The following is a 26441-nucleotide window of genomic DNA, read 5'->3' as shown; positions in this document are numbered from 1 at the left end:
ACACTGCGAAGTGTTTATCTCAAACATCAGAGGAGAAGCGCAAGGAAACACCGTGAAGTGAAGAGGGTCGTCAAAAAGGCTGAAATTCTCCATCAAAAGACGCGCCCTTCCATTGGTGTGAAGCATGGGCGTATCCCGTTGAACGGCCCAAGTTCATCCGCTTTGGGACAGCTTATCAAAGGGTTCAAGTATTAACCCAAAATATCAACCTGTGTGATTTTGATTCATTCTTTGAATGAACGAAATCACACAGGATACCAAGCGATAGCGCGGTAGGGTAGGCGTACAAAATTAGGGTGCCGGAGATATTGATCTATAAAGGTTGTCGAGAAAATCTTGACACATACAAGAACGGAAAGGAGGGTGAGCCCCTCCTTTTTTAGTGGTAAAATATTTATCATTTTTAGTCTATTTCCGGTAAAAACTAAGGCTCTCCTTTTTGTAAAATGAAGTAAGGATATCATTTTTAGTTCAGCTCTGCCATTACCCAAAAAGGAGCAGAAATATCAAGCTTTCTTTATTTGTAAAGGTGGTCCTTTTTGTCCATAAAAAACGCATGTTTCATTGATGCCATCGTTTTTTTGTGTCATCAATATTGTGCCGTAACTTTACTTTTACTTCTTGAAGATCAACAGGGAAATGCTTATAATGAACTTTAAGTTGAGCTGAGTGAGAGTTTTATGAGCAGAGTGGAGCAGAGAGAGCTTGAGATGAGCGTGTGATCAATCATCATCAACCCTCATTAGTTATAGGCGCAATATGCTCCTCTCTGTATACCGACAAAGTATACAAGGAGGAAACCATATGTTTGAAGTGCCCCCATTCAACGACCAATCATTATGTAAATCTTACCGAACTTCCGGAGGGCTTACGGTACACCGCCGTTTGATTCCGACGGACCCACAATTTATCACCGAGGAATTGTCCGAAAGGCTTAACGAGGAAAAAGGCGCCTTATTTTCCAGTAGTTTTGAATATACCGGACGTTACACGCGTTGGGACGTCGGTTTTATCAATCCTCCCATCGAAATTACAACCCGCGAGCGTAGATTTTCCATCAGGGCATTAAATGAACGGGGACGATGTCTTTTAAAATCCCTTCTTCCACCATTTTTGCAACATGACCGGATTCACCTCATTCATATAGAGGATGCATTATTGGCTGGTGAAGTCAGACAGTCCGATGCAGAATTAACGGATGAAACCGAACGGACTAAACGTTGGTCCGTTTTTGATGTTATTCGCCTCATCCAATCGCATTTTTCATCCGATGAAGATGACTTTCTTGGCTTATACGGAGCGTTCGGGTTTGATCTGATCTTTCAGTTTGAGGACATACCGATGGTTAAGGAACGGCCGGTTGACCAAAAAGATATGATCCTTTATCTGCCTGATGAAATTTATGTCATGGATCGAAAACAGACCCAATCCTATTGCATTCGCTATGATTTTTCCATTAATGGATGTTCAACCGAAGGGCTTGAAAGGGAAATTCAAAAAGTCACCATGCCCAGATTAGAGACAGCGTTTCATGAAGGATATTCGAAAGGACAGTATGCGGAACTCGTCAAAAAAGCTTTGCCTGAATTTCAGCATGGGGAATTATTTGAAGTCGTCCCTTCCCAAGTGATTTATAATAAAACACCGTTGAAACCTTCACAAATCTTTCATCGGTTAAAGGCACAAAATCCAAGTCCTTATGGGTTTATGATTCATCTTGGTGAGGAACACCTGATCGGCGCTTCCCCGGAAATGTATGTCCGTGTGGAAGGGCGGACGGTTGAAACTTGCCCGATTTCGGGAACCATTACCCGCGGCCGAAATCCTTTGGAGGATGCCGAAAATATTCGTCGCTTGCTTAATTCTGAAAAAGATGAAGCGGAATTGACGATGTGCACCGATGTTGATCGTAATGATAAATCGAGAATTTGTGTCCCAGGCTCGGTAAAAGTCATCGGGCGCAGGCAAATCGAAATGTATTCCAAACTCTTTCATACGGTTGATCATATTATTGGTGAACTGCGGCCGGAGTTTGACGGGATCGATGCTTTCATTACCCATATGTGGGCCGTCACGGTCACGGGGGCTCCAAAACCGGCTGCCGTCAAATGGCTTGAAACGCATGAACCAACACCTAGAGGATGGTATGGCGGGGCGATCGGCTGGATTGCCTTTAACGGGAATATTAATACGGGTTTAACATTAAGAACCGCAAGATTGCGCGGCTGTTTGGCAGAAATAAGAGTTGGGGCGACAATATTACATGCTTCCGATCCAGAAGCAGAGGAAAGGGAAACGCTGTTAAAAGTGAAGGCTCTATCCATGGCAATGGATCCGAAGGCGGGGAATGAAGAGCCGAAAAACGATAGCGTCCTTTTATACCACAGAGGCTTACGCGTGTTGATTGTGGACCATGAAGATTCTTTTGTCCATACATTAGGGAATTATTTTAAACAATTCACACCCGATGTGACGATCCTCCGTGTCGAACAAGCGAGGAGACGCCTGCAGCAAGAAACTTACGATCTAGTGGTGTTGTCACCGGGTCCGTCGACGCCTGAGCATTTTCAGATGAAGGAAACCATTGAGCTTTGTATACGGCATCATATCCCGATCTTCGGGGTGTGCCTTGGATTCCAGGGGATTGCCGAGTATTTCGGGGGGGAACTGGACGTATTGCCGAAGCCGGTTCACGGAGTGAAAAAAGAGATTTATATTTATTGCGAAAAGCCGTTATTCGAAGGCTTTTCTACAAAGACAATGACGGCAGGACTCTATCATTCGCTTTATGTCAAAACACTCCCAAGCGATTTAGTGCTTATGGCAGAAAGTGAGGAGGGCGTCAAAATGGCATTGAAACATCATCAGCTACCGATCTACGGTGTTCAATTTCATCCGGAATCCATTTTAAGCATGGATGATGACAAAGGGCATCGCCTTATTGCCAACTTATTAAAGACAATCCGTACCATCAAGAGGACATCATTGTGAGACCACCCGGTTTGTGGTAACATGTCCATATTAGTCAGATCACGGATCGCGGAGGAATGATCATGGTAAAATGCGTGATTTTCGATGTGGATGGGACCTTGATCAATACGGAACGAGCCATCCTTTTGTCACTGCAACAGACCGTTAAAGAAATGACCGGTAAAGAACATCCCCTCGGAGATTTGACTTTTGCTTTTGGCATACCAGGAAAAAAGGCATTGGCAGCGCTGGAAGTGCCCGATGTGGATCAAGCGATGTCCCGTTGGGTTGAGCGGTCCTATGACTATGCGAGCGATGTCCAACTTTTTGATGGCATAGAGGAAACCCTATCAACACTTAAAGAAAAAGGGCGGATGGCTGGTATTGTCACCTCCCAAGCCAAACGGGAACTGGGCATTTTGTTGGATCACTTTCACATCCAACCATATTTTGATCATGTCATTACCTTTGACGATACGGAAAAACATAAACCAGATCCCGATCCGCTATTCGCATTTTTAAAGAAGGCGAATCTCTCCGCCAAAGATACCATCTATATCGGCGATACACCGTATGATCAGTTAAGTGCCAAATCTGCCGGGATTCCGTTTGGGTTGGCATTATGGGGTGCGAAAACAACGATCCCCAATGCCGATTATGTGTTTAACCGACCACAAGAGCTTTTAGATCTCTTTTGATGCATGCCGCCCCATAAATAGGGCTGGCATTTTTTCTTTAATCATCAACCCCTTTTACGATATAATGGTGCTAGTTTACAGATGACGGTGCTTGAGGAGGTGAAAAAATTGGAACAATATCTGTTTTTGGATTTTGAATTCTCCATGCCTGAGGAACATGCGAAAAGAGGCACTTTTACACCAGAAATCATCGAAGCCGGCATTGTGACAGTGTCTGATGACACGATTACGGAAACCTTCTCAACTTTTGTTAAACCGGAAGTCCACCCGCTTTTGACGGCGCGGTGTTGCGAATTTCTCCATATTTCGCAATCACAAGTCGACCAAGGGATGGCTTTTTCTGATTTAGTGAAAAAAATAAAGGACATCATTTCTCAAGCCCAAACAACCATTGTAACGTGGGGAAACAGCGACCTTCATATTTTAAAAGCTGGCTGTGAGCGTAAACAGTTGACGCTTGGATCTTTTAATGCATTGGATTTGGCTGAGGAATATAAGCGTTTTTTTGGTGGGGAAAATTTAACGAGTTTAAAAAAGGCGGTATTGGAATACGTCGGGGCTGATTTTGATCAAAGGCATCGCGCGTTGGATGATGCGCTGAAAACCTACGAGGTGTTTAAACATTATCAAAAAGACCGGCGATTTATTAACACAGAAACGAAAACGACGATCGGAGACCGTTTGGACATGTCCAAGCTCCTTGCGTTATTCCAATGAGGCGGGCGTTAATCGATTCGACTAACGCTCTTTTTTATTGGCTTAGAGGAGCTTTGGGAATGTCGAGTGATGTCCAGCATAGAATGAACTGAAAGGGATTGCAAAGGGGGATCACCCATGGCCATAAAACCACCGATGCTTCAACCGGGAGACACGATCGGGGTTGTGGCATTAGGAAGCCCGCTGGACCCTAATGTCATCAATGAAGGGGTTCAAACATTGCGATCGATGGGATTTCGCGTCCTCATCGGCCGCTATGCCTACGGACAAAGCGGCATTACGGCAGCGACGGATGAACAGAGAGCCGCTGATTTAATGGACATGTTCCGAAATGATGATGTTAAACTGATTCTGTCCACCCGGGGAGGTACGGGTGTGGCGGGTATTCTCCCATTCTTGGATTATAATTTTATCCGGCAACATCCGAAAATTGTCAGCGGTTATAGTGATGTCACGATTCTTTTAAACACATTATATGCCCTTTCAAATTTGGTAACGTTTAATAGTTTACTGCTGTTGGACTTCACAAGCGGGACACCAAGTTTCAACTTCAATCAATTTTTTGCGGTCACATCGACGACTACAGCACCGAGGCCCATTGAAAATCCGCCGGGCATACCTTTTGTCAGCCGGATAAAAGGCAATGTGACAGGCCCAATTGTCGGTGGCAACCTTGCCTCTCTAGTCGACAGCTTAGGGACACCTTATGAAATCGATACTAGGAATAAAATTTTATATCTAGAAGAAACCCACGAACCGACCAATAAGGTCTATCGCTATTTAAACCATCTTAAACTTGCCGGGAAATTGGATGATAGTCTCGGGTTTGTCATGGGACAATGTACGGAGTGCACTGTCATTTATAATACGACCTATGATGATCTGATTAACCATTTTTTTGTCCCGCTCGGAAAACCTTTGCTAACTAATCTAGCCGGATCACATAGTTATTATAAAGTTGCCATTCCAATCGGTGCGGTTGTGACCTTAAACACGGAAGCGAATATTCTCACCATTGAAGAACCGACCGTCACGGCTGGACCTTAAGCCGAATCAATAGGCTGATCAAGTGATGATGTCCTTACATTTTAAGGGCATTTTTTCTTGCTCCGAGATTTCATAACATCGGAATGTTTTAATAGGTCGTCCACATACGTTATAATATAGTCGATTCTACAAAAAGTTGATTGGAAGGATCACAATGAAGAAAAAGATTTTGTTTGCGATGTTAGCAGCGTTCGTCATGGCCATCGGTTTTCAAAACATCAACGTGGCCCGCGCTGATACATCTGCCGGAGATGTGATTGTAACCCTAGGAGCGGATCTTACGCAGCAACAAAAAGATGCGATATTAAAAGAGATGCAAGTTGACCCAAATCAAGTTCAGGTCATCGAAGTGACCAATGCGGAGGAACATAAATATTTAGATAACTATTTACCCAAAGCCCAGATCGGCACGCGCGCGATCAGTTCTTCCAAAATCACGATCGGCGAAAAAGGGTCGGGCTTATCGGTCAGCACGAATCATATCACCTATGTTTCAAACGAAATGTATATGAATGCTTTAGCAACGGCGGGCGTGAAAGATGCACAAATTTATGTCACCGCACCGTTTGATGTCTCAGGTACGGCGGCTTTGACTGGATTGATTAAAGCATATGAAATCAAAACCGGAGACGTCATCCCTGAAGAACAAAAACAAGTCGCTAACGAAGAGATGGTCACAACAGCCAAACTCGCCGATGAAAAAGGCATTGGAAAAGATAAGGCCGCAGCCCTCATGACAGCGATCAAAGATAAAATCGCCGAAGCCCATCCGAAAACGGATGAAGATATGAAAAACATCATTCAAGACGCTGCCAAACAAACCGGTGTCCAACTAAATGACCAAGACATCCAAAAACTTGTCGATCTATTTAACAAAATGAAAGATTTGAATATTAACTGGAATCAAGTCGGGGATCAATTGCAAAAAGCCAAGGACTCGCTAAAGCAATTTTTGAATTCCGATGAAGCGAAAGGTTTTTTTGCGAAACTCGGCGAATTTTTACGATCCCTCTTTCAGGCAATCAGTGATTTCATTTCCTCACTTTTCCATTAATCAAATAAACGAAAATTGGCTCTGCTAAAAAAACTTAGCTTCGCCAAGCCTATTTAGGCGAAAATGATCGACTTCTATCAGTACAGAAAAACCGGATAGCCAACCCGCGATCGGTCGGTTTTCCGGTTTTGTTATTTCCAATTTTCCTGAATAAATTTTTCACGGCCGGATTCAATCCGTTCTTGCTTATATTTTTCTGGGTTTTTCTTATAAAAGTATTGGTGTTCTTCCTCGGCTTCATAAAATGGGCCAGCTGGAAGGATGGCCGTGATGATCGGTTTTTGAAAACGGCCACTTTTTTCAATCTCTTTTTTCGATTGCTCGGCTAACGCTTTTTGTTCCTCGTTGTAATAAAAAATGGCGGTGCGGTATTGCGGACCGCGATCAAAAAATTGTCCACCGTCATCGGTTGGGTCGATTTGCGGCCAATAAAGATCTAATAATTGTTGATAGGAAACGAGTTTGGGATCGTACGTGATGTGTACGACTTCGTAATGCCCTGTCGTCCCAGTTTTGACTTCCGCATAGGTAGGGTTCTTGACGTGGCCGCCAGAGTATCCGGATATCACTTTTATGATGCCCGGCCATTCATCAAATGGTTTCACCATGCACCAGAAACATCCACCGGCAAACATCGCCGTTTCATAACGCGTTTCTTCCACTGTGTTTTTCCCCTTTAAGGCTGTCTTCAGTCTTTTTATTTTTTATAAACATACCAAAGAAGAAGGCAAATTGGCAAGGAAAAAACGTCCCGAAAGAAATTTGGCTTTGCTAAAGAAAATGCGGTTCTGTCCATCCTTTTTAGGCGAAGGCTAAGCCTTCGTTGTCTCTATACTGGTAAAAAAATGATTTCACGACTTGCCAGTAAAAGTTTGTTAGGCGTAGGCCGAGCGTATGCTGCTCTTCTGATTGCCCGAAAGCTATCTCACCATGACAAAAAAGAGGATTTTCAAAAGCCATTGCGGAATATATTATAATAGTCTATCAATTTTTAATAAACCAAATAAATAATTTGACAACTTTTGTATGCGCTTACAGTCGTTTATGATGCTAAAAAGGAGGCGTTCTAGATGGATGTATTAGGCATTCAGCAAGTCGTTAAAAACAGCCGTTTGGTCGAACCGCTTTCTGAGAAGGAAAAAGCGACGGCCTTGGGGTCTAAGGAAGCGTTTATGGCTTTGTTAAAAAAATCACAGGAAGATCCCGAAAAGTTTTGGGAAGATGTCGCCCGCGAATTATTTTGGTACGAGCCCTGGCAGGAAACGATGAGCGGGGAGTTACCGAATTTTTCTTTCTTTAAAGGCGGGATTAGCAATCCTTGTGTGAATCTCATTGACCGCCACCTTACGGCTGGTCTTGGAAACAAAGCCGCCATCATTTGGGAAGGTGAAAACGGTGATACGAAATTCTTTACGTATCGCATGTTGCAGGCTGAGGTCAATCGATTCAGCAATGTGTTGCGCGCCTTTGGTGTCAAGAAAGGCGATCCGATTGCCATTTTTCTGCCCAATTTGGCGGAAGCGTTTATTGCGGTTCTCGCCAGTTTTCGCATCGGTGCCGTATATAATGCCATATTCTCGGGTTTTTCGGAAAAGTCGTTGAAAGACCGGCTTGTTAATTTCGAACCAAAAGTGATCATCACAGCTGATGCCAGCCTCAGACGGGGTAAAGTGATTCCCTTGAAGGAAAAAGTGGATCATGTGGTGGATGACATTCCGTCTGTTGAAAAGGTGATTGTGGTCAACCGTCTGAACACGTCTCCTAATATGAAGGCTGGTCGCGATGTCTTTTGGGATGAAGTTACACGGAATGCTAGCATTCATTGTGAACCGGAGCGTGTGGAAGCAAATGACCCCGGCATCGTCTTTTATACAAGCGGCACAACGGGTAAACCTAAAGGTGTCGTTCATTCCGGCATGGCCTTTGTCATCCAAAATTATGTCTACGCCAAATACCATATGGACCACAAACCAGACGATATTTTTTGGTGTACGGCAGACATTGGCTGGCTAACGATGCATATTTGGGGCATTGCAGGAGCCTTGGCTAATGGTGTAACGACCGTCATTTATGAAGGCGCACCGGACTATCCGGAAAAGGACCGCTTCTATCAAATCATAAATAAATATCGCGTCAATAAACTTTTTACGGCACCGACGGCCTTGCGGATGTTGAAAAGCTTGGGTGAAAACGCCATGGCCCCATATGATTTGAGCAGCTTAGATGTTATCTCCCTCGTTGGTGAACCTTTTGATCCAGAAACGTGGCAGTGGACGCATGATGTCCTTGGCAAAGGTCGTGTTTGTGTGAACAACACTTGGGGACAAACGGAAACAGCGGGCTGTCCGCTTGCCGGTGCCGCTTGGCTTACGCCGATGAAACCAGGCTCTGCTGGTATTCAGTTCCTCGGCGCTGATGTCGATGTGGTCGATGATGAAGGTCGGCCCGTTCCTCCCAATACGCTAGGAAATCTCGTCATTCGCAAACCTTTCCCGATGCTTTGCCGGACGCTTTGGAAAGAAAATGACCGATATTACCAAGCGTATTTCAGCCAAGTCGAGGGATGTTATTTTGCGAGCGATATCGCGTTAAAAGATGATGATGGCTATTTCTGGGTTGTTGGCCGCTCGGATGATGCGTTTAATGTCGCTGGCCATCGCTTAAGTACAATGGAGATGGAAAGCGCCGCCCTCGAGTGTCAAGGTGTGGCCGAAGCTGCCGTGATTGGGGTGCCCGATGCGATTAAAGGGGAAGTTCCGCTTGTGTTTGTCCGCTTAAATCGTTCGGATGTCGACCATGATGCCATAAAACAACAAGTCAGCGATAATATTGTACAGCAAATCGGGCAAATTGCCCGTCCCAAAGCGGTTGTCATCACGGAAGCGTTGCCGAAAACGGTCAGCGGAAAAATCATGCGCCGATTGCTTAAAGAAGTCGTGCTAAAAGGGGAAGTTGCCGGTGACGTCACAGGACTAGAAGATCCAGAGACCGTTGAAGTTATCAAACACGTTGTGGAACAAAACGCCTCATTGAAATAAATGATTATCATTAACCGTCCAAGACATCATCGACATTGGGTCAGAGGTTTTTACCGGCATTTTAGTAGGTCAAAATGGATAACTAAAATCAAAACTTTGCTCTCATGCTTTTTGGTAAAGGTAGAGCATCTTCCTTGTTCTTATACTAGAATGAAAAAACCTATTTTTTGGCCCGCATCAAAAAAGAAGCTGATCCGGCTAGCCGGTCATCAGCTTCTTCGGTCTTTATGCTATAAATTTTTATTTAATAATGAACGGACACCCATATAGAGTAGGACAAGGGCAAAGACGATGATCGCGAGTACGCCAATAATATTAAAGAAAGTACTTAAAGGTGCTAAAAATGTGCCCGCGAGTTCAACAGTTGTTAAGGCAAAACCAGCGAGAAGGCAGACAAAATAGAGAAGAATGGAACGATCCACAAATCTCCCCCCTTTGGCAAGGACTCTTTAGACTTCCTCATGAGCATCGTATGCCGATCATCATGAAAATGGCATTTCTTGTCCGAAAATAGGCGACATAACAGGCAATTAAATTGTCTTTTATGGAATCTTGGCTTTAAGATAAAACTATGCAAACCGAGGAGGTCTTTAATAAATGAAGGTCGAAATTTGGTCCGATTTTATCTGCCCGTATTGCTATATCGGCAAACGCCGATTTGAAAGCGCGCTTTCCGAATTTCCTTATCAAGAACAGATGGAAGTCATCTACCGGAGTTTTGAACTTGACCCGCATGCTGAAAAAGATCAGCATACGGATATCCACGGCGCTCTTTCCCAAAAATTTAACATTAGTTACGAACAAGCCAAATCGATGAATGAGAATGTCGGCCGTCTTGCCCGAGACGTCGGTTTGACGTATCGCTTTGAAAAGATGATTCCCACCAATACCTTTGATGCCCATCGGTTAATGCATTTTGCCAAAGCACATGGAAGAATGAAAGAAATGGTCGAAATTCTCTTCCGTTCCTATTTCACTGATGGGAAGCATATTGGGGATCGTGAGGTTTTAGCCAGACTGGCTGAAGAAGCCGGATTAAATCGGGAAGAAGCTTTACGCGCTTTGCACTCTGATCAATATGTCCAGGACGTCCGTGCTGATGAAGCGGAAGCCAATCGCTTTGGCATTCAGGGCGTTCCGTTTTATGTCATTAATCGGAAATATGCAGTGTCCGGCGCACAATCGCAAGAACTGTTCCTCCAAGCCTTGAATCGTGCTTGGAAGGATGAACAAGCGCTAACCTTATTGAACTCGGACGATGTCCAGAGTCATGAGGCGAACAGCTGTCACGACGGCGTTTGCCGTACCGATCAATAAAAAAGCTTGGGTCTGTCAAAGCCTTTAGACACTGGCAGAGCCATCGTTAGCGAATCATTGACTAGTAGAAAGCAAGACCACTTGGAGAAAACGCTCGGTTCCGGGCGTTTTTTATTTTTTATGCCTTAAAACCATAAACAATAACCTATTTTTAGTAGAAAACAGGCTGTTAAACTAAAACAATATCATGGCGCGACACATATACATGCAGTGAATTTAACTCAAATAAGAAGGAGTTGCCATAAACCCGATGAAAATGAATGATCGGATAAAAGGAATGATCGGCACAACAGTAAAGGTTCAACACCACGGACCTGATTCCGTGACAGGTGAATTGCTGCATCTGGGGACGGACTTTTTAGCCGTAAGGTCCGATAAAGACGGTGTTGTTTATTACAATACGCAACATATCAAGTCCGTATCGACCCCCATCATGGCAAGAGCTGCCACATCATCTCAAACAGAAAATACAAGCGATCAGGCTGAAGCGTATTTTACTGCAGAAAATTTTGTTGATATTCTTCGTCAGCTCCAATATTCGCGGATAAAAATTAACAATGGCCCGGATAAAGTAGAGGGGATATTAAACGGCATTGATGATGATGCCATCAGCTTGGTAGCGAAAGATGAGTTGATTCATCTCGCCTTATTCCACATTAAAACCGTTTCGATTTGGAAAGAGAAAAATGAAGAAAACGCTGAGACAGATGACAATGATGAGAAAAAAGACGATCAGGAACTCGCAAAAAATAAGAAAGATGCCAACAAGAAAGTAGAAAAAGAGCAAAATTAAATAAAATTTATATGATCCATTAGTCGTTCCGTAACGTTGAACGGCTGATGGTAAGGAGGACAAGGAATGCAAACACTTCATGATCAATTAAATCAGTTAACAGGTTTACCTGTTAATGTTCTCGTGGATGGCGGCTTAAGCATCAAAGGGATGATCACGGGTGTGTTCGAAGATTATGTCGCCGTTAAGAAGAATAGTCTAACCTATTTTATTCAGGTGAAAAACATTAAAGAAATTACCAAAAGCGTCAAATACCAATTGCGTTTAAACCTTGACGGTAGCGAGCCGCTGTTGATTGATCAACAACGTTTTTCTGCCCATTTGAAAAATTTCGAACAACAGTGGATCGCAGTGACTCGCTCGGGATTGGAAGAATTTCAAGGTTTTCTAAGCTTGGTCAATGAGGACTATGCGGTGTTTATCACAAAGGAAAATATAAAATTTGTTCCCGTCAATCAAATCATTAGTTTTTATGTCCCAGACACCCAGTCCGATTCGGTTGACGGCACTAATGATGACCGCTCCACCGAGCAAAACAAAGTAGCGGTTTCACAGAAAAAGTCAAGTGGTAAAGTGAAGAAAAATGACAATCAAGCGAATGACAAAAGGAACAACAAAAATTCTTCGAAGGTCAGTCGTCGGGTGTCCGAATCCTTATTATGGGGTGGTCGCGAAGGCACAGGTACAAGACGAGACAGTTCTTTATTTGACGATACAAAACCGCGCAAAGTCTTGCGAACATCCCTCATATATGGCCGGAAGTAAGTTAAGGAAGGGGGGGTACCTATGTTTATGGGAATCTATGTCATTCTTTGTGGAATCCTTTTCTACTTCATGCTTAAACCACAGCCAACAGAAACCGAAAAGCAAACGATCCGTGCGGATGTTTCGAAAGCATTTGTGAATAAGGATTCCCCATCGACGCAAGGGGCCAATTCAAGTGTTTGATACGATAGTCCCTCTGACAATCATGATTTTCATCTTGACCGTTATCCTGATCATATGGAAACCATTCGGCCTTAACGAGACCATTCCCACTACAATCGGTGCCTTCCTCCTCATCACTTTCGGCGCTGTTTCCATTAGAGATCTATCTGATATTCTGTCGATTGTCAGTGGACCTTCCTTTACGATATTATCAACCATTGTTATGACGATCGTTTTGGAAAGCGTCGGTTTCTTCCGGTGGGTTGCTGCCAACATCATTTTTTACGCAAGCGGTTCAGGAAAGAAACTTTTTCTGTATGTCATCTTACTCTGCTATTTCACAACGCTATTTTTTAACAATGACGGCAGTGTGCTCATTACCACTCCCATTATTATCAATATTGTCAACCAGCTTAAATTGAAGCCCCATCAAAAAATACCATACCTGTTATCCGGCGCATTGGTTGCGACCGCATCGAGCGCTCCGATTGCCGTAAGCAATATCGCCAATTTAATTGCCTTAAACATGGTCGGCCTGAATCTAAACACCTATGTCCAATTATTGTTCATCCCTTCCATGTTCGGAATCACCGTAATGGTTGGCTTTCTGTATTTTTACTTTCGGCACGAGTTGCCGGTAAGCATTATTAAACCCACGCAAAGGAACTTTTTGATTGGTGGGAAAAGACATCCGCTGGAATCAATAGAAAAGCCAACAATTGATTGGAAACTCTTTAATAGCGCCATTGCTGTCGTTATTTTAACGCGTTGCTCTTACTTTCTATTATCACCCTATGGGATTCCTCCGGAGTTCATCGGAATCAGCGGTGCCGTCATACTACTTTTGTTAAGATGGGTAAGGACACAACATGGGTTTTTGGATGTGATTAAACGGACGCCATGGCACATCTTGTTGTTTGCCTTCAGCATGTACGTGATCGTCTTTTCCTTAAATAAAATTGGACTAACCTCTTTCATTGTGCAATATACGAAACCCATCATCAGTGACAGCATATTTAATGCGATTTTTTTCGTCGGCACGTTGCTTTCCGTCTTATCCAATCTCGTTAATAATCTACCATCTGTGATGATCGGAACCATGGCGCTGATAAATATGAATTTAAGTCTTGATACATTAAAAATATCGTATCTTGCAAGCATCATCGGCAGCGATATCGGCTCATTGTTGACTCCAATTGGAACGCTAGCGACACTGTTATGGATGTTTATTCTGAAAAAAAATCAAATTCCGTTTACATGGGGGCAATATTTTAAAATAACTTTTATGGTGATTCCGATCACGACGGTGGTGACTCTAATGAGTTTTTATATATGGACCGTTTGGTTATTTTCCTAGGAGGGAGTGAAAAACGATTGAACTTTTTGGAAACTTAATAAATAAGCATGTCAAAATTGAGTTGTCTGGAAATATCATGCACCACGGCATCTTATTGGACATCGGAAGCGATGTGCTGGTCATCTATAACGGTGAAGATTATATCTACATTCCCTTGATCCATGTCCAACGAATGCTTGAGAACGTTGAGGATCCACCCATCGCGGTTCCATCGAATGAATATCCTATGGATCATCTGCACACTTTGTCGCTCCGTTCCATATTGAATAATGCTAAAGGGATGTTTTCGGAAATACAGGTGACCAAACATCAATCCGTGCATGGCTATGTGACGACGATTCTAAATGATTATTTTGTGTTTTATTCACCGGTTTATAAAACGATGTATATCCCGATCAACCATTTGAAATGGCTCATTCCATATACAAGCTCACAAACGCCCTATAACTTAGAAAATGACATTTTCCCCGTTAACCCCACACCATTAACCTTAGCCAGAACGTTTGAATTGCAACTTGAAAAATTGATCGGTAAAATCGTCGTGTTTGATTTAGGAACCGATCCCGATCGCATCGGGCAATTGAAGGGTATTCATGGCAGTTTTGTCGAACTCGTCACGGCGAAAGGAGATATTGTTTTTTCCCATTTGGAACACATCAAGACGGTTCATTATCCCTCTTGATGGACGGCATAAGTAAAACCATTCCACTTGTTTTGGTGGAATGGTTTTATCATGCTTCGAAATCTCGTTTACATTTATTTTTTAATTTGATAAAGTTTCAGGATAGTGAAAGGGGAACCAGGGCTCTCCGAACGCTAGTGTTCTTTAACCTACAGACCTATGTTATGATTGAGATATAGGATGTGTGTGACAGCCGTTCCGCGTTGCTCAACATCATGTCTTAGAGGGGAAGGAGTTACTAATGAATATCAAAGGGTTTCAGGTTGAGGGCATGCTGGTGGATGCTTACACGCGCTGCGCGCATTATCACTCGGAAAAGGACATTATTGCGATTAAATTCAAATGTTGTGATACATATTACCCTTGTTTTGAATGTCATGACGCTTTAGCGGGTCATGAACGCGTGCGTTGGAAAAAGGATGAATTCGCGTGCCGGGCGATTTTATGTGGTCAGTGTGGGAGCGAGTTAACCATCGCTGAATATATCAATGCCAATTCTCAGTGCCCCCGATGCCGTGCCCCTTTTAATCCAGGGTGTCAAAGCCATTATGCCATCTATTTTGAAATGGAGGATTAGTCTCTTGAATTTTCCCAATCGCTGTAGGAACCGCTGCCATTGCAACCGGGACATTCATAGGGCATGGCATAGTCGAAACTGAGGACGTTAATGAAGCCCCTGCCACGGCAATCCGGGCATTTATCCAAAGCTTGCATTCTTGAGACATGCCGTTGATAACGTTCAGTCTGCCAATTGGATATGGCTTGAAAAAGTCCCATAAAACTCCCTCCAATACCCATTTTTTAGTAGGGTAAATGACTTCATCCCATTTTATTCAAGGGAAGCTTTGGTTAAAATAAAAGACTGATTATTATCTATTTTATTTCAATTATAAATTAAATGTGCAAATTTTACACTGGTAAGATAGTCAAGCTGTTATTGGAGCCACTAAGGCTTTGCCATTGTTTAAAAAGTTTGCACCGATTTAAGAAATGGATCCTTTTTCGGCTCAGTAATGTCAAACTGTAGATCTCCACGTACCTAAAAAGGTTTAATAGCGCCAAGTTTTTTCGATCAACGCTAGGTTTCTTAATAAAAAGGTTGACTCAAAAGGGCATGGACTGCTCCCAAGAGTCAACCATTTCTTTAATCCTCTTTTTTGTTCAATTTCATCTTATGAATATCATTTTCCTCCGCAAATTCCGTTCCAAAGGCTAAATGGCCAAGTTTTTTACCGCGTTCGTGTGGTATCACTTGATCGGACAATATGTATCGGTGCACAAACCATTCACCGAGTGTGATAATCACAGCCGAAATCACACTGCCCCAAGCGATTTGCATGGCACTATTTAAATAAACATTACCGAACACCCACACGCTCGTATAGGAAATAATAAAATCCATCCAAAGAGCTAGGGTATTTCCATAAGCGGGGTAAATAATTCTATCGCCTATAATATAAGAAAGTATGGTCACTGTGACACTGAAAGAAAGAATATCGATCACGGTCGCGTTAAAAAATACATCCAAACCGATGGTGAAAGCAATGACAGCTGTGACCCATTTTGTTAAAAATACGAGTCCTACACGCATGGTTTTTCCCTCCGTTCTAGATGCCAATATTGACGGCTTTTTAAATTTCTATACCTCATTCATCCATTCATTCTTTTCCTTTACCAAGAAACAAGCATCAAAAAGGCTATTAAATTGCCCAATGAGGTATATATTTTCCTGAATTGGTTACCCTAAAGGCGAAAAGAGGCGCGGCTCTTTTGAACTTAAACAACTTTTCGGATTGACTTTATTCGAATGGTGTAAAAAGCAAATGATCCCGCACTCTTTTACACTTATGGTCAGTCTTTGTTGAACGACATCAGGAGGAAAAAAGATGGCTCACGGTAAAGTCAAATGGTTTAATGCGGAAAAAGGGTTTGGATTTATTGAAGTGGACGGCGGAAGCGATGTGTTTGTCCATTACTCCGCCATTCAGGGAGAAGGTTTTAAAACATTGGAGGAAGGGCAAGAAGTCACCTTCGATATCGAAGAAGGGGCAAGAGGTCCACAAGCCGCAAACGTTGTCAAATTATAATTTTTCCGCGCAAGACCCTAAATCAGGGTCTTTTTTTTATGATGAAAAAGCATTTACGCGTTAAAAAATTGTTCTTTCAGAATGTTGTGGTAAAATAAAATATAAACGGTGATGCTTAAAGGAGAAAGCCGTCCTTTTTGAAAGCGTTACCACCCCATTTAGTGAATGAATGTTCATTCTTTTTGGAACGAAACCGATCAGTAAGGAGTGAAAATGAGCATGGAACGATTTCGCGATCGCACCGCCTTTATTACAGGGGCAAGCCGTGGCATCGGAAAAGCGATTGCCAAAGCTTTCGCGACAGAAGGAGCCAATGTTTTTCTCATTGATATCAATGAATCTGCTTTAACTGCGACCTTAAACGAATTTCGCGAACAAGGGTTGAAGGCGGAAGGGGCTTTAGCAGACGTGAGTGACCGGAAACAAGTGAACGCCGCCGTTCAACAAGCACTGGAGGCATTTGGAAACATCGACATTCTGGTCAATAACGCCGGTGTCATCCGCGATAATCTTCTCTTCAAAATGACAGAAGATGATTGGGATACGGTCATGAACGTTCATCTAAAAGGGTCGTTCAATTGTTCCGCCGAGATCCAAAAAATTATGGTGGAAAACCGTTACGGGCGAATCATCAATTTATCGTCCACGTCAGCATTAGGGAATCGCGGTCAAGCAAACTATTCCACGGCCAAAGCAGGTCTTCAGGGATTCACGAAAACACTTGCCATTGAATTAGGAAAATTTGGCGTTACTGTTAATGCCGTTGCCCCGGGTTTTATTGAAACCGACATGACAAAGGCAACTGCCGAACGCATGGGTATTCCTTTTGAACAGTTTTTACAATATGGCGCAAGTCAAACCCCAGTCGGACGCGTCGGCCAACCAGAAGACATCGCCAATGCGGTCTTATTCTTTGCGATGGAAGAATCATCATATGTCAACGGTCAAGTGTTGTATGTTGCCGGCGGCCCGAAAGACTAAATGGCCGGGAGGTGCTTGACTAATGCTAGAACATTTGGTCGGGAAAAAATCCAATAAAGTATTAACGACCGTGGAACGTGGTGCGGTCAAGAAATTTGCCGAAGCGATCGGTGAAACCCATCCCATCTATACAGACCGTGAATACGGACTGAAAAGCAAATATGGTGATAATATTGCCCCTCCGACATTTCCTCGCACCTTTGACTACGGATCCATTGAAGGGCTTGATTTACCGAAAGCAGGACTTATACATGGTGAACAAAGCTTTGAATATGCTCGCCCGCTCGTCATCGGCGATACCTTTTATTGCTCGAGCTTGGTGGAAAGTTATGTTGAAAAAACAACAAAAACCGGCAACCTTGGTTTCCTTACGCTTTTAAATATCGGTGAAACGGAAAGCGGAGAAGTTCTGTTTAAATCGCGCATTGTGATCATTTTAACAGAAACCGTTCGGGAGCTGATGAAGCATGGCAACCATTCAAACGCTTAAACCCGGCGACCAATTGCCGACCATAGAATGCCCGCCGGTCACCCGATTGGATTTAATCAAATATGCCGGTGCATCAGGGGATTATAATCCGATCCATACGATTGACGATGAAGCCCGGAAAGCGGGTTTGCCGGGAATCATTGCGCATGGCATGTGGTCGATGGGGCAACTTTCGCGGATCGTTTCACCATATCTTCATGAAGGGTTTGTCAAATCCTACTCTGTCCGCTTTCATGCGATGGTTTTTCTCGGTGATCAACTCAGTCTAAAAGCACAGTTACAAGAGATTCAAAACGATGAATATTTGTTTAACGTTGAAGCTGTAAAGCAAACCGGGGAAGTGGCTGTCAAGGGTACGTTGATCTTTAAAGTTATTTAAATTTGCCCGAATGGAGGGAAAGACCATTAAAGCGGCTGTTTTAGAAGCTTTTCGGAAACCGCTCACAATTCGCGAGATGCCCGATCCTGAGTTAAAGAAAGATGGCGTGATACTGCGGGTTAAAGCGGCTGGGATTTGCCGAAGTGATTGGCATGTATGGACGGGAGATTGGGAATGGAACCACTTTAAGGTGAAACTTCCCCATATTCTAGGCCATGAATTTTGTGGCGTTGTCGAAGCCGTTGGGGAAGAGGTGAGGCGTTTTAAACCAGGAGATCGTGTGATTGTCCCGTTTACGCAAGGGTGTGGAATATGCCCCGAATGTCAAAGCGGCCATGAAAATGTCTGTGACCATTTAGCGATGCCAGGGTTTTCCTATTGGGGCGGGTTTAGTGAACTTGTTCATATACCAAGAGCCGATTTGAATTTAATGCCACTACCAGATGATATCCCATTTATCCATGCGGCTGCACTCGGTTGCCGCTATATGACGGCATTTCATGGATTAGTTGACCAAATTCAGCTTAAACCGGGAGAATGGATCGCTGTTCACGGTTGTGGAGGCGTCGGTTTAGCCGTTATTCAGGTGGCACGGGCATTAGGAGCGCAGCCTATTGCCGTCGACATCTCCGAAGATAAGCTAGCTCTTGCCAAAAAACTCGGTGCCGTACATACCATCAATGCATCGGAACATCCAGCACACCGGGTGATTAGAAGTTTGACGGGTGGGGGCTCACACGTCTCGGTGGATGCTCTGGGCATCCGAAGCACTTGCCAGTCGGCAATCAAAAGTTTGCGGAAACGCGGTCGGCATTTACAAATCGGTTTGACGACAAGGGACGACCAAGGGCAAATTCCTGTACCGATTGATGCCATTGTCCAAAAGGAAATCGAAATGAAAGGAACGTTTGGCATGCCGGCATGGCGATATCCGGATCTTTTGCAAATGGTTCGTTTCGGTAAAATCAATCCCGGCGATTTGGTCACGCGCACCATTGCCTTACGGGACGTCGGAAGGGCCCTTCAAGAAATGGACCATTATTCCGGCGTCGGTGTCACGGTCATTGATCAATGGGATTAGGGGAATTAAATGGCTGTAAAAGAAAGGCAAATGGCGGTAAAGCTTAATGATCAGAAAACCCTCCGAAAGAATATTTCTTCGGAGGGTTTTCTTTATACGGGTTAAAATGTATAAATTTTTTCAGAAAGCATATAGGAAACAAAAGCAATACCTTCACCATAAGGCTTGAATTGGTTTTATAACCATGCCAGCATAAGGGCAACTAAGGCTCTGCCCTGCACCTAAACAGGCTTGGCAGAGCCAAGTTTTCTTTTTTGTCATTAAATCGGAATCATTCTTATTTACAAATAGGCGACTTTCATGTACAATGAAATTCGGATTTAAATCGGAATGATTCCTATTTGAATTTCTTTGGGCGAATAGCCATCTTTTTTACAACAATAAAATTATATTACGCTATTTCACAAAAAAAATCCATGAATGAGGGAAGAAAGATGAAAACAGCGCTTGAAGTGGACCACTTGACGGTGATGTACGATCACCTCATCGCCCTAAACAATGTCAGTTTTTCTGTCGCGGAAGGCGATTTTGTTGCTATCGTCGGACCGAACGGCGGCGGTAAATCCACCCTTATTAAAGCAATCTTGAACTTAGTCCCTGTTGCGGCAGGCAATATTCGGATTTTCGGGGAAGATTACCATAAGGCGAAAGGGTTCGTTGGTTACGTTCCCCAACAATCCGCTTTTGATAGCCAATTTCCGATTACCGTGAAGGATGTCGTTAAAATGGGACGCCTGCCTTCAAGTTTAGGCTTTTTCCATCGATTTACCAATGAGGATGAAGAAAAAGTCAATGCCATTTTGAAGGAATTAAAGATTGAGGCGTTGGCGGATCGACCCATCGGGGAATTGTCGGGAGGGCAAAAACAGAAAGTGCTTTTAGCTCGCGCCCTTGTGACGGATCCTAAGCTTTTGATTTTGGATGAACCGACGGCCAACCTTGATCCACCTTCGCGAAAACAAATCTATGAACTCCTGCAGGAGATTAATAAAAAAATCACAATTTTAATGATATCCCATGATGACGAGCATCTCCTTCATTACGCATCATCAATTGTCTACATCAACAAGAAAGTGATCTATCAAGGCTCAGAAATGAAATCCTTTGATATGATCATGACAACTGTATAGTTATAGGGGGAACACATGTTGGAAATTTCTCACACAGCCCTTCTTCATGCCTTAATTGGAGGGGTTTTAGGTAGCATTATTTGCGGAATTATCGGCGTCATTATTCTTGAGAAACGATTAGTAATGATGAGCGGCGGCATCGCGCATGTTTCCTACGGAGGGATTGGTTTAGGCATATATGCACATTTTTCACCTTTGATCGGGGCAATTGTCTTTGCACTAGCCGGATCATTAGGGATCGGCCATTTTAATCGACGCCACGGTGAAAAAAGCGATGTGATGATCGGCATTTTTTGGTCGGTCAGCATGGCGCTCGGCGTGCTTTTGACACAGTTATCCGATATAGACGTTGATTTCGATAATTATCTCTTTGGCGATATCTTCTCCGTAAGTAAGACCGTTCTATGGATGACATTTATTTTAGCTTTGGCCGTCATTTTTATCTTTATCGCGTTCTATCAAACGATGAAAGCCTACTTGTTTGATGAAGAATATGCCGCTGTCCAAGGCATTCATGTCAGAACATTGGAGATCGTTTTATATATTTTACTTGGATTGACAACCATTGTCATTTTAATGATGGTTGGGCTTGTTTTGACCGTTGGCCTGTACGCCGCACCGGCTGCCATTGCCAAACGATTAACAAAGGATTTCAAAAAAGTTGTCATTTATTCAGTCATTTTTAACTTGATTTTTGTTATAATAGGGATAGCTATTGCATATGTCTTTCAAGTCGCATCTGGGGCAGGAATTATTTTTATTGCCGGCATCACCTATTTCGTCTTGACGTTCATCGATGACTTGAAGAAGCGCAGAAAGGTGATGGACGCGGAGTCTTTGAACGCATAGGGATGTGAGGATATGGATGTCAAAGAAGCACTCCAAATGCTGAAGGCAAAGGGTTATAAGCATACGGATAAAAGGGAAGACATCTTGACGGTTTTTATGAACCATAAAGGGTATTTAACCGCACGTGATGTATTGACACGGTTGAAAGACCGCTATGAAGGGTTAAGCTTTGATACCATCTATCGGAACCTTTCATTGTTCGTCGAAGTCGGTATTCTGGAAGAAACCGAGTTTAATGGGGAAAAGCACTATCAGGTAAAATGCGAAGACGATCGCTGTCAGCATTTAATCTGCATCGGCTGCGGCATTACCCAAAGCGTCAATGTTCGCCCCTTTGAAGAGCAATTGGAGAAATCCAATGATTTTAAGATCACCGGCCACAAGTTCGAAATATATGGATATTGCTCGGCATGCCATTAAATACATCGCAGAAAGGACCTTGATGAAAAAAGATCAAGGTTCTTTTTTTATAGTGTTAGGACTGTATAATCATTCAAACTAGCATAAGGATAACAAAGGTCGCCTTAGCAACTTTCGCATAAATAGATGCCATGAATATCGCTCATGGAACAAGCCGAACAGAAATATAAAGATTGGCCGATGAAGGCGTGACAACATGAACAGATGTTTCGTATAGTTAGTATTCTGTTTTTATATAAATATTAGTTTTTGAAGTGTTGCATTGGCCAAAGTTAAACAATTAGCGGCAGGGGAGAGTATATTCCAATTCAAACAGAGAATATTCGTAAGATTGAGGAAACCAACCCTACGCTCCGTTGCGGTTGTTAACCTACTAATTTAAATTATTAGGGGGAAAAAATGAATAATACGGGGAAAAACGTCTATCGTTTTTGGATCGATACCTCACGCTTTGGATTTTCCTTGCTATGGCAGCAGGAATTGGCTTAGTATTTGTCTTTCCAGACTTTGTAGGCGGAATGAACAGTTTGCAGTTAGGAACCACATCAATTCCAATTGCGATTGGCTTAATTTTAATGTTGTATCCTCCGTTAGCAAAAGTTCGTTATGAGGAGATTGGGCGCGTCTTTAAAAATGTGAAAGTATTAGTGTAATCGCTCGTACAAAACTGGATTATTGGACCGATTCTTATGTTTTTGTTGGCGATCATATTCTTACCGGATAAACCGTAATACATGGTCGGACTCATCATGATCGGTCTGGCACGTTGTATTGCGATGGTGATAGTCTGGAATGATTTAGCGAAAGGAGACAGGGAGTACGCAGCTGGATTAGTGGCGTTTAACTCTGTATTCCAAATGCTATTTTACTCTGTTTATGCGTATGTGTTTGTGACGATCATTCCAGAATGGTTAGGACTAGAAGGTGCTGTCGTTAATATTACAATGATGGAAGTCGCTAATTCGGTATTCATTTACTTAGGAATTCCGTTTCTTGGCGGAATGTTGACGCGCTTTTTGTTGGTATCAGTATCATACTAACTACAGAGGTGGAAGGAAACATGAAAAACAAAAAGATCATTTACTTCTTATGCACAGGTAACTCTTGCCGCAGCCAAATGGCAGAAGGATGGGCAAAAAAATATCTTGGCGACGAGTGGGAAGTGTACAGTGCCGGTATTGAAACGCATGGACTAAATCCAAACGCAGTAAAAGTCATGAAAGAAGTAGGAATTGATATTTCGAACCAGACATCGGATATCATTGATCCGGAAATTTTAAATAAAGCGGATTTGGTAGTAACATTATGTGGTCATGCAGCGGACCATTGTCCAGTAACCCCACCAAATGTGAAACGTGCTCATTGGGGATTTGATGATCCGGCAAAGGCGAAAGGAACGGAGGAGGAAAAATTAGCTGTATTCCGTCGTGTTCGCGATGAAGTCGGCGCGCGCATCAAAGAATTTGCTGAAACAGGCGAATAAGACTGAATGACAGCCGAGAAGAATCTTCTCGGTTGATTTTATTTATAAATACTTCATACAAAACCAAGGACGAGACAAGTCGATAAAATTTCCTTTATTTTTTAAAACAAAAAGGTTGCAAATTGCAAATAATGTGATATAAATAATTATAGAGGTGAAAAAATGGAAAACATTAGAGAGTTATTTCAAGTGATGACGCGTCGTTTTGGATTGCTAAATAAAAATTGCTGTTCGATTGATGCTGTAGATATTTCTCTCGTTCAAAGCCATATTCTTTATGAAATTGACAAAAGAGAGTATCCCTCCATGCAAGAAGTGGCTGAAGTATTGGGAATGGATATCACAACGTTCAGTAGACAGATTCAAAATTTAGTGAAAAATGGATTAGTAAAGAAAACGCCGCTCCCTGAAGATCGAAGGGTATATACGTTATCGTTAACAACCGAGGGGAAGTTTATCGCAACAACCCTTGATCGAGAAATCAATCGATATTTAGACGAGGTATTTTCACATATGACGGAATTCGAGAAAGAAACAGTGATTCGTTCGATTAAATTGTTGAATGAATGCATGGCAAAATCGAGCGTTTGTTGTAAACCGTTATTTTGAGGCAAGCGTATCCAGGCTTGCCTATTCGTTAAACATATACTTGCATTTTACAAATAAAATGAGGAGAGATAACAAATGAGTATAGCGATTCTTCAAGACTTTCTTTCTATTGCGTTAGAATTAACTCTTTTATTTTTTGGTATTTCGTTCGTTATTCACTTGTTAGAAGGATATATTCCTTATGATAAAATGCAAAGTTTGTTAACAAAGCGCCATCCATTATCCGGAGCACTGATTGCCGTCGCATTTGCCTTTGTGACACCGTTTTGCTCCTGTTCTACGATCCCGGTTGTCGTATCGCTTTTAAATCAGAAAGTCCGTTTCGGTATTGTGATGATTTTTCTATTTGCTTCTCCTGTGCTCGATCTAACCATATTGACCCTCATGGCTGTGACACTCGGAGTAAAAGTGGCGATTTCATATACCATTATCACAACCATTTTATCCATACTGATTGGTTTCACGCTTGAAAAACTCGGATTTGAAAATCAAGTTAAGCAAGTAATGGTGAAAGGAGAAGTAGAGATCGGAAAGAAACGAAGCATGAAAGAAGCTTTACAGGAGACCTTTCATTTAATGAAAATAGTTTATCCATATTTGCTTTTGGGTGCAGGCATTGGAGCCATTATTCATGGTGCTGTACCGACAGAATGGATTTCAACCTATATGGGAGGTGATAAGTGGTGGCTTGTTCCGCTTGCAGCAATCATCGGAATTCCTTTGTATATCCGTCTTTCCACGATGATTCCCATTTCGCAAATGTTGATTGCAAAAGGCATGGCATTGGAACCTGTCATGGCGCTGATGATTAGCTCTGCAGGGGCAAGCTTACCGGAGATCACATTATTACACAGTATCTTTAGAAAGAAGCTGGTCTTTGCGTTTATAGGTTCCGTCATGACGATGGCGACGTTATCAGGATTTTTATTCTATATCATTTAAGGAGTGATAACTTATGAATCACGTTAGTAACGATCAAATCCGGCAAAATGTCCGCAACCGCTATAAGCAAATTGCGCTTCAGGAAGTGAATTCTGGCAGCTGCTGTTCATCCTCTTCTGGATGTTGTGGTACACCTAATGAGGTATCGGCAAAACTAGGATACTCGGATGAGGAATTATCTGGCGTGCCAGAAGGAGCTAATCTTGGACTTGGTTGCGGCAACCCGCTAGCAATTGCGGAATTGAAACCCGGAGAGGTGGTGTTGGATCTTGGTTGCGGTGCCGGTTTCGATTGCTTTTTGGCTGCTCGTCAGGTCGGAGAAGCAGGGCGCGTCATTGGCGTGGATATGACGCCAGAAATGATTAGCAAAGCACGCAACAATGCTGTCAAGGTTGGCTTTACCAATACCGAATTTCGGTTAGGAGAGATCGAATATTTACCGGTGGCAGATGGTTCGGTCGATGTCATTATTTCCAATTGCGTCATTAATCTTTCTCCAGATAAGCCCCAAGTGTTCAAGGAAGCCTATCGTGTGCTGAAACCAGGAGGACGCCTTGTCATTTCCGACGTTGTGGCGACGGCAGAACTTCCATCGGAAATCAAAAACAATATGGATGTCTTGTATTCGAGCTGCGTATCAGGAGCAGCAACGATTAGAGAGCTGGAATCGATATTACAGCAGAGTGGATTCACACAGATCACCATTGAACCGAAAGATGAATCGAAGGAGTTTATCAAAGATTGGGTGCCTGGAGCGAACATCGCTGATTACATTGTTTCTGCGATCATTAAAGCAATGAAACCTTAAAAAATTGGGTGTAACAGATCGGAGCTCGTTGGGGAAGAAAAAAAGTTAAGCAAGCCGTTTCCCACGATGATTCCGATCTCACAGATGATGATTGTAAAGGGAATGGCACCTGATGACCAGCTCAGTAGGTGCAAGTTTACCGGAGATAACATGATTACACAATCTCTTTAGAAAGAAGATGGTCTTTGCGTTTGTCGGTTCTGCCATGACGATGGTGATGTTATCAGATTTTTTTCTATATCATTTAAGGAGCATTCCTGTATTGAAGAAAAATGAGGCAAAATAGCGGTTTTTCGGGTTGTACAAAAATAGAGCCCTCTTGGTATAGTACGGAGTGTCAACGGATGTTGACCTCTAATTTAGGAACCAAGGAGGACTCATACATGAATTATAACCAAAATCGCAAAATCTCTCAAATCACAGAGAACACATTGATCGTCGGTGTTGATATCGCTAAACACAAACATGTCGCTCGTGCGCAAGATTTTAGAGGCATTGACCTAGCTAATCGCTTAGTGTTTACGAACGATCTCAAAGGCTTTCAAACCCTGACACAATGGATAAACCATTTGAAGGGTTGTC

General features: G+C 42.9%; 29 protein-coding genes and 3 pseudogenes. 28 read left to right on the top strand and 4 right to left on the bottom strand.

Features of this window, described 5'->3' with window-relative positions; translation table 11 throughout:
- From H532_RS20705 to H532_RS0111145, 6 genes and pseudogenes are all read left to right on the top strand, one after another.
- A pseudogene (locus H532_RS20705) lies at positions 1-195 on the top strand (ISLre2 family transposase); the annotation flags it as partial.
- A gap of 609 nt (positions 196-804) precedes the next feature.
- Positions 805-2991, top strand: coding sequence for an anthranilate synthase component I (locus tag H532_RS0111165; protein ID WP_038112236.1), 2187 nt, complete (start codon positions 805-807; stop codon positions 2989-2991).
- Between the two features lie 62 nt (positions 2992-3053).
- The gene (locus tag H532_RS0111160) at positions 3054-3668 is read left to right on the top strand and encodes an HAD family hydrolase (protein WP_027725550.1); all 615 of its coding nucleotides are present in this window, start codon (positions 3054-3056) and stop codon (positions 3666-3668) included.
- A gap of 108 nt (positions 3669-3776) precedes the next feature.
- A complete protein-coding gene (gene kapD, locus H532_RS0111155; RefSeq protein ID WP_051263277.1) occupies positions 3777-4385 on the top strand; it encodes a 3'-5' exonuclease KapD in 609 nt (202 codons plus the stop codon).
- Positions 4386-4502: 117 nt separating this feature from the next.
- Entirely contained in the window at positions 4503-5432 is a 930-nt protein-coding gene (locus H532_RS0111150) for a S66 peptidase family protein (protein ID WP_027725548.1), read from the top strand.
- Positions 5433-5586: 154 nt separating this feature from the next.
- A complete protein-coding gene (locus tag H532_RS0111145) occupies positions 5587-6486 on the top strand; it encodes a DUF1002 domain-containing protein (protein WP_027725547.1) in 900 nt (299 codons plus the stop codon).
- Between the two features lie 131 nt (positions 6487-6617).
- Here the strand turns inward: H532_RS0111145 and msrA are convergent, their stop codons facing one another.
- Positions 6618-7148 (bottom strand): peptide-methionine (S)-S-oxide reductase MsrA, encoded by a 531-nt coding sequence (msrA, locus tag H532_RS0111140; protein ID WP_027725546.1) that lies wholly within the window; start codon positions 7146-7148, stop codon positions 6618-6620.
- Between the two features lie 408 nt (positions 7149-7556).
- Here msrA and H532_RS0111135 point away from each other — a divergent pair, with 408 nt between their 5' ends.
- On the top strand, positions 7557-9524 hold the full coding sequence (locus H532_RS0111135; RefSeq protein WP_027725545.1) for an acetate--CoA ligase: 1968 nt from the start codon (positions 7557-7559) through the stop codon (positions 9522-9524).
- Between the two features lie 230 nt (positions 9525-9754).
- Here the strand turns inward: H532_RS0111135 and H532_RS0111130 are convergent, their stop codons facing one another.
- Positions 9755-9946, bottom strand: a complete 192-nt coding sequence (locus H532_RS0111130; protein WP_027725544.1) for a hypothetical protein — start codon at positions 9944-9946, stop codon at positions 9755-9757.
- Between the two features lie 175 nt (positions 9947-10121).
- Here H532_RS0111130 and H532_RS0111125 point away from each other — a divergent pair, with 175 nt between their 5' ends.
- The 7 genes from H532_RS0111125 (at position 10122) to H532_RS0111095 (ending at position 15177) form a co-directional block, all read left to right on the top strand.
- Entirely contained in the window at positions 10122-10841 is a 720-nt protein-coding gene (locus H532_RS0111125; protein ID WP_027725543.1) for a DsbA family oxidoreductase, read from the top strand.
- Positions 10842-11091: 250 nt separating this feature from the next.
- Positions 11092-11634 (top strand): hypothetical protein, encoded by a 543-nt coding sequence (locus H532_RS18630; RefSeq protein WP_051263276.1) that lies wholly within the window; start codon positions 11092-11094, stop codon positions 11632-11634.
- Positions 11635-11700: 66 nt separating this feature from the next.
- A complete protein-coding gene (locus H532_RS0111115) occupies positions 11701-12399 on the top strand; it encodes a hypothetical protein (RefSeq protein ID WP_027725542.1) in 699 nt (232 codons plus the stop codon).
- A gap of 21 nt (positions 12400-12420) precedes the next feature.
- Complete coding sequence (locus tag H532_RS20375) at positions 12421-12582, top strand: hypothetical protein (protein ID WP_155995038.1); 162 nt, start codon at positions 12421-12423, stop codon at positions 12580-12582.
- A complete protein-coding gene (locus tag H532_RS0111105; protein ID WP_245566458.1) occupies positions 12575-13918 on the top strand; it encodes an arsenic transporter in 1344 nt (447 codons plus the stop codon). The genes H532_RS20375 and H532_RS0111105 overlap by 8 nt, the downstream gene beginning before the upstream one ends.
- Before the next feature lie 61 nt (positions 13919-13979).
- Positions 13980-14600: a DUF2642 domain-containing protein gene (locus tag H532_RS0111100; RefSeq protein WP_245566457.1), complete on the top strand. Its 621-nt coding sequence runs from the start codon at positions 13980-13982 to the stop codon at positions 14598-14600.
- A gap of 241 nt (positions 14601-14841) precedes the next feature.
- Positions 14842-15177: a CHY zinc finger protein gene (locus H532_RS0111095; protein WP_027725539.1), complete on the top strand. Its 336-nt coding sequence runs from the start codon at positions 14842-14844 to the stop codon at positions 15175-15177.
- On the opposite strand, the gene H532_RS0111090 is transcribed toward H532_RS0111095, so the two are convergent.
- Together H532_RS0111090 and H532_RS0111085 are read right to left on the bottom strand one after the other, a co-directional pair.
- Positions 15174-15377: a hypothetical protein gene (locus tag H532_RS0111090; protein ID WP_027725538.1), complete on the bottom strand. Its 204-nt coding sequence runs from the start codon at positions 15375-15377 to the stop codon at positions 15174-15176. The genes H532_RS0111095 and H532_RS0111090 overlap by 4 nt on opposite strands.
- 367 nt (positions 15378-15744) lie before the next feature.
- On the bottom strand, positions 15745-16191 hold the full coding sequence (locus H532_RS0111085; protein ID WP_027725537.1) for a YndM family protein: 447 nt from the start codon (positions 16189-16191) through the stop codon (positions 15745-15747).
- Positions 16192-16486: 295 nt separating this feature from the next.
- Between H532_RS0111085 and H532_RS0111080 the strand changes: the two genes are divergently transcribed.
- From H532_RS0111080 to H532_RS20630, 14 genes and pseudogenes are all read left to right on the top strand, one after another.
- Positions 16487-16687: a cold-shock protein gene (locus tag H532_RS0111080; protein WP_027725536.1), complete on the top strand. Its 201-nt coding sequence runs from the start codon at positions 16487-16489 to the stop codon at positions 16685-16687.
- 219 nt (positions 16688-16906) lie between these two features.
- Positions 16907-17668, top strand: a complete 762-nt coding sequence (locus H532_RS0111075; protein WP_038112233.1) for a beta-ketoacyl-ACP reductase — start codon at positions 16907-16909, stop codon at positions 17666-17668.
- Positions 17669-17690: 22 nt separating this feature from the next.
- Positions 17691-18158 (top strand): MaoC family dehydratase N-terminal domain-containing protein, encoded by a 468-nt coding sequence (locus H532_RS0111070; protein ID WP_027725534.1) that lies wholly within the window; start codon positions 17691-17693, stop codon positions 18156-18158.
- Positions 18136-18537 carry a MaoC/PaaZ C-terminal domain-containing protein gene (locus H532_RS0111065; protein ID WP_027725533.1) on the top strand — a complete coding sequence of 134 codons (402 nt, stop codon included), beginning with the start codon at positions 18136-18138 and terminating at the stop codon, positions 18535-18537. Before H532_RS0111070 ends, H532_RS0111065 begins: the two co-directional genes overlap by 23 nt.
- 10 nt (positions 18538-18547) lie before the next feature.
- Positions 18548-19618, top strand: a complete 1071-nt coding sequence (locus H532_RS0111060; RefSeq protein WP_245566456.1) for a zinc-dependent alcohol dehydrogenase family protein — start codon at positions 18548-18550, stop codon at positions 19616-19618.
- Between the two features lie 434 nt (positions 19619-20052).
- Complete coding sequence (locus H532_RS18625) at positions 20053-20748, top strand: metal ABC transporter ATP-binding protein (RefSeq protein WP_162142931.1); 696 nt, start codon at positions 20053-20055, stop codon at positions 20746-20748.
- Between the two features lie 18 nt (positions 20749-20766).
- Entirely contained in the window at positions 20767-21597 is an 831-nt protein-coding gene (locus H532_RS0111045) for a metal ABC transporter permease (RefSeq protein ID WP_162142930.1), read from the top strand.
- A 12-nt stretch (positions 21598-21609) separates the two neighbouring features.
- A complete protein-coding gene (locus H532_RS0111040; protein WP_027725530.1) occupies positions 21610-22017 on the top strand; it encodes a Fur family transcriptional regulator in 408 nt (135 codons plus the stop codon).
- Between the two features lie 467 nt (positions 22018-22484).
- Positions 22485-23048: pseudogene (locus H532_RS18620) on the top strand (arsenic resistance protein); the annotation flags it as partial.
- Positions 23049-23077: 29 nt separating this feature from the next.
- Positions 23078-23500, top strand: a complete 423-nt coding sequence (gene arsC / locus H532_RS0111025) for an arsenate reductase (thioredoxin) (RefSeq protein WP_027725527.1) — start codon at positions 23078-23080, stop codon at positions 23498-23500.
- A 162-nt stretch (positions 23501-23662) separates the two neighbouring features.
- A complete protein-coding gene (locus H532_RS0111020; protein ID WP_027725526.1) occupies positions 23663-24109 on the top strand; it encodes a MarR family winged helix-turn-helix transcriptional regulator in 447 nt (148 codons plus the stop codon).
- A 75-nt stretch (positions 24110-24184) separates the two neighbouring features.
- Positions 24185-25051 (top strand): permease, encoded by an 867-nt coding sequence (locus H532_RS0111015; RefSeq protein ID WP_027725525.1) that lies wholly within the window; start codon positions 24185-24187, stop codon positions 25049-25051.
- A 13-nt stretch (positions 25052-25064) separates the two neighbouring features.
- Positions 25065-25859, top strand: coding sequence for an arsenite methyltransferase (locus H532_RS0111010; RefSeq protein WP_027725524.1), 795 nt, complete (start codon positions 25065-25067; stop codon positions 25857-25859).
- Positions 25860-26242: 383 nt separating this feature from the next.
- Positions 26243-26441: pseudogene (locus H532_RS20630) on the top strand (IS110 family transposase); the annotation flags it as partial.

Source organism: Tuberibacillus calidus DSM 17572, assembly GCF_000430685.1.
GTDB classification, from domain to species: Bacteria; Bacillota; Bacilli; order Bacillales; family Sporolactobacillaceae; genus Tuberibacillus; species Tuberibacillus calidus.
The sequence above is the reverse complement of the archived record's forward strand: the minus strand, read 5'-3'. Positions and strand labels throughout refer to the sequence as shown.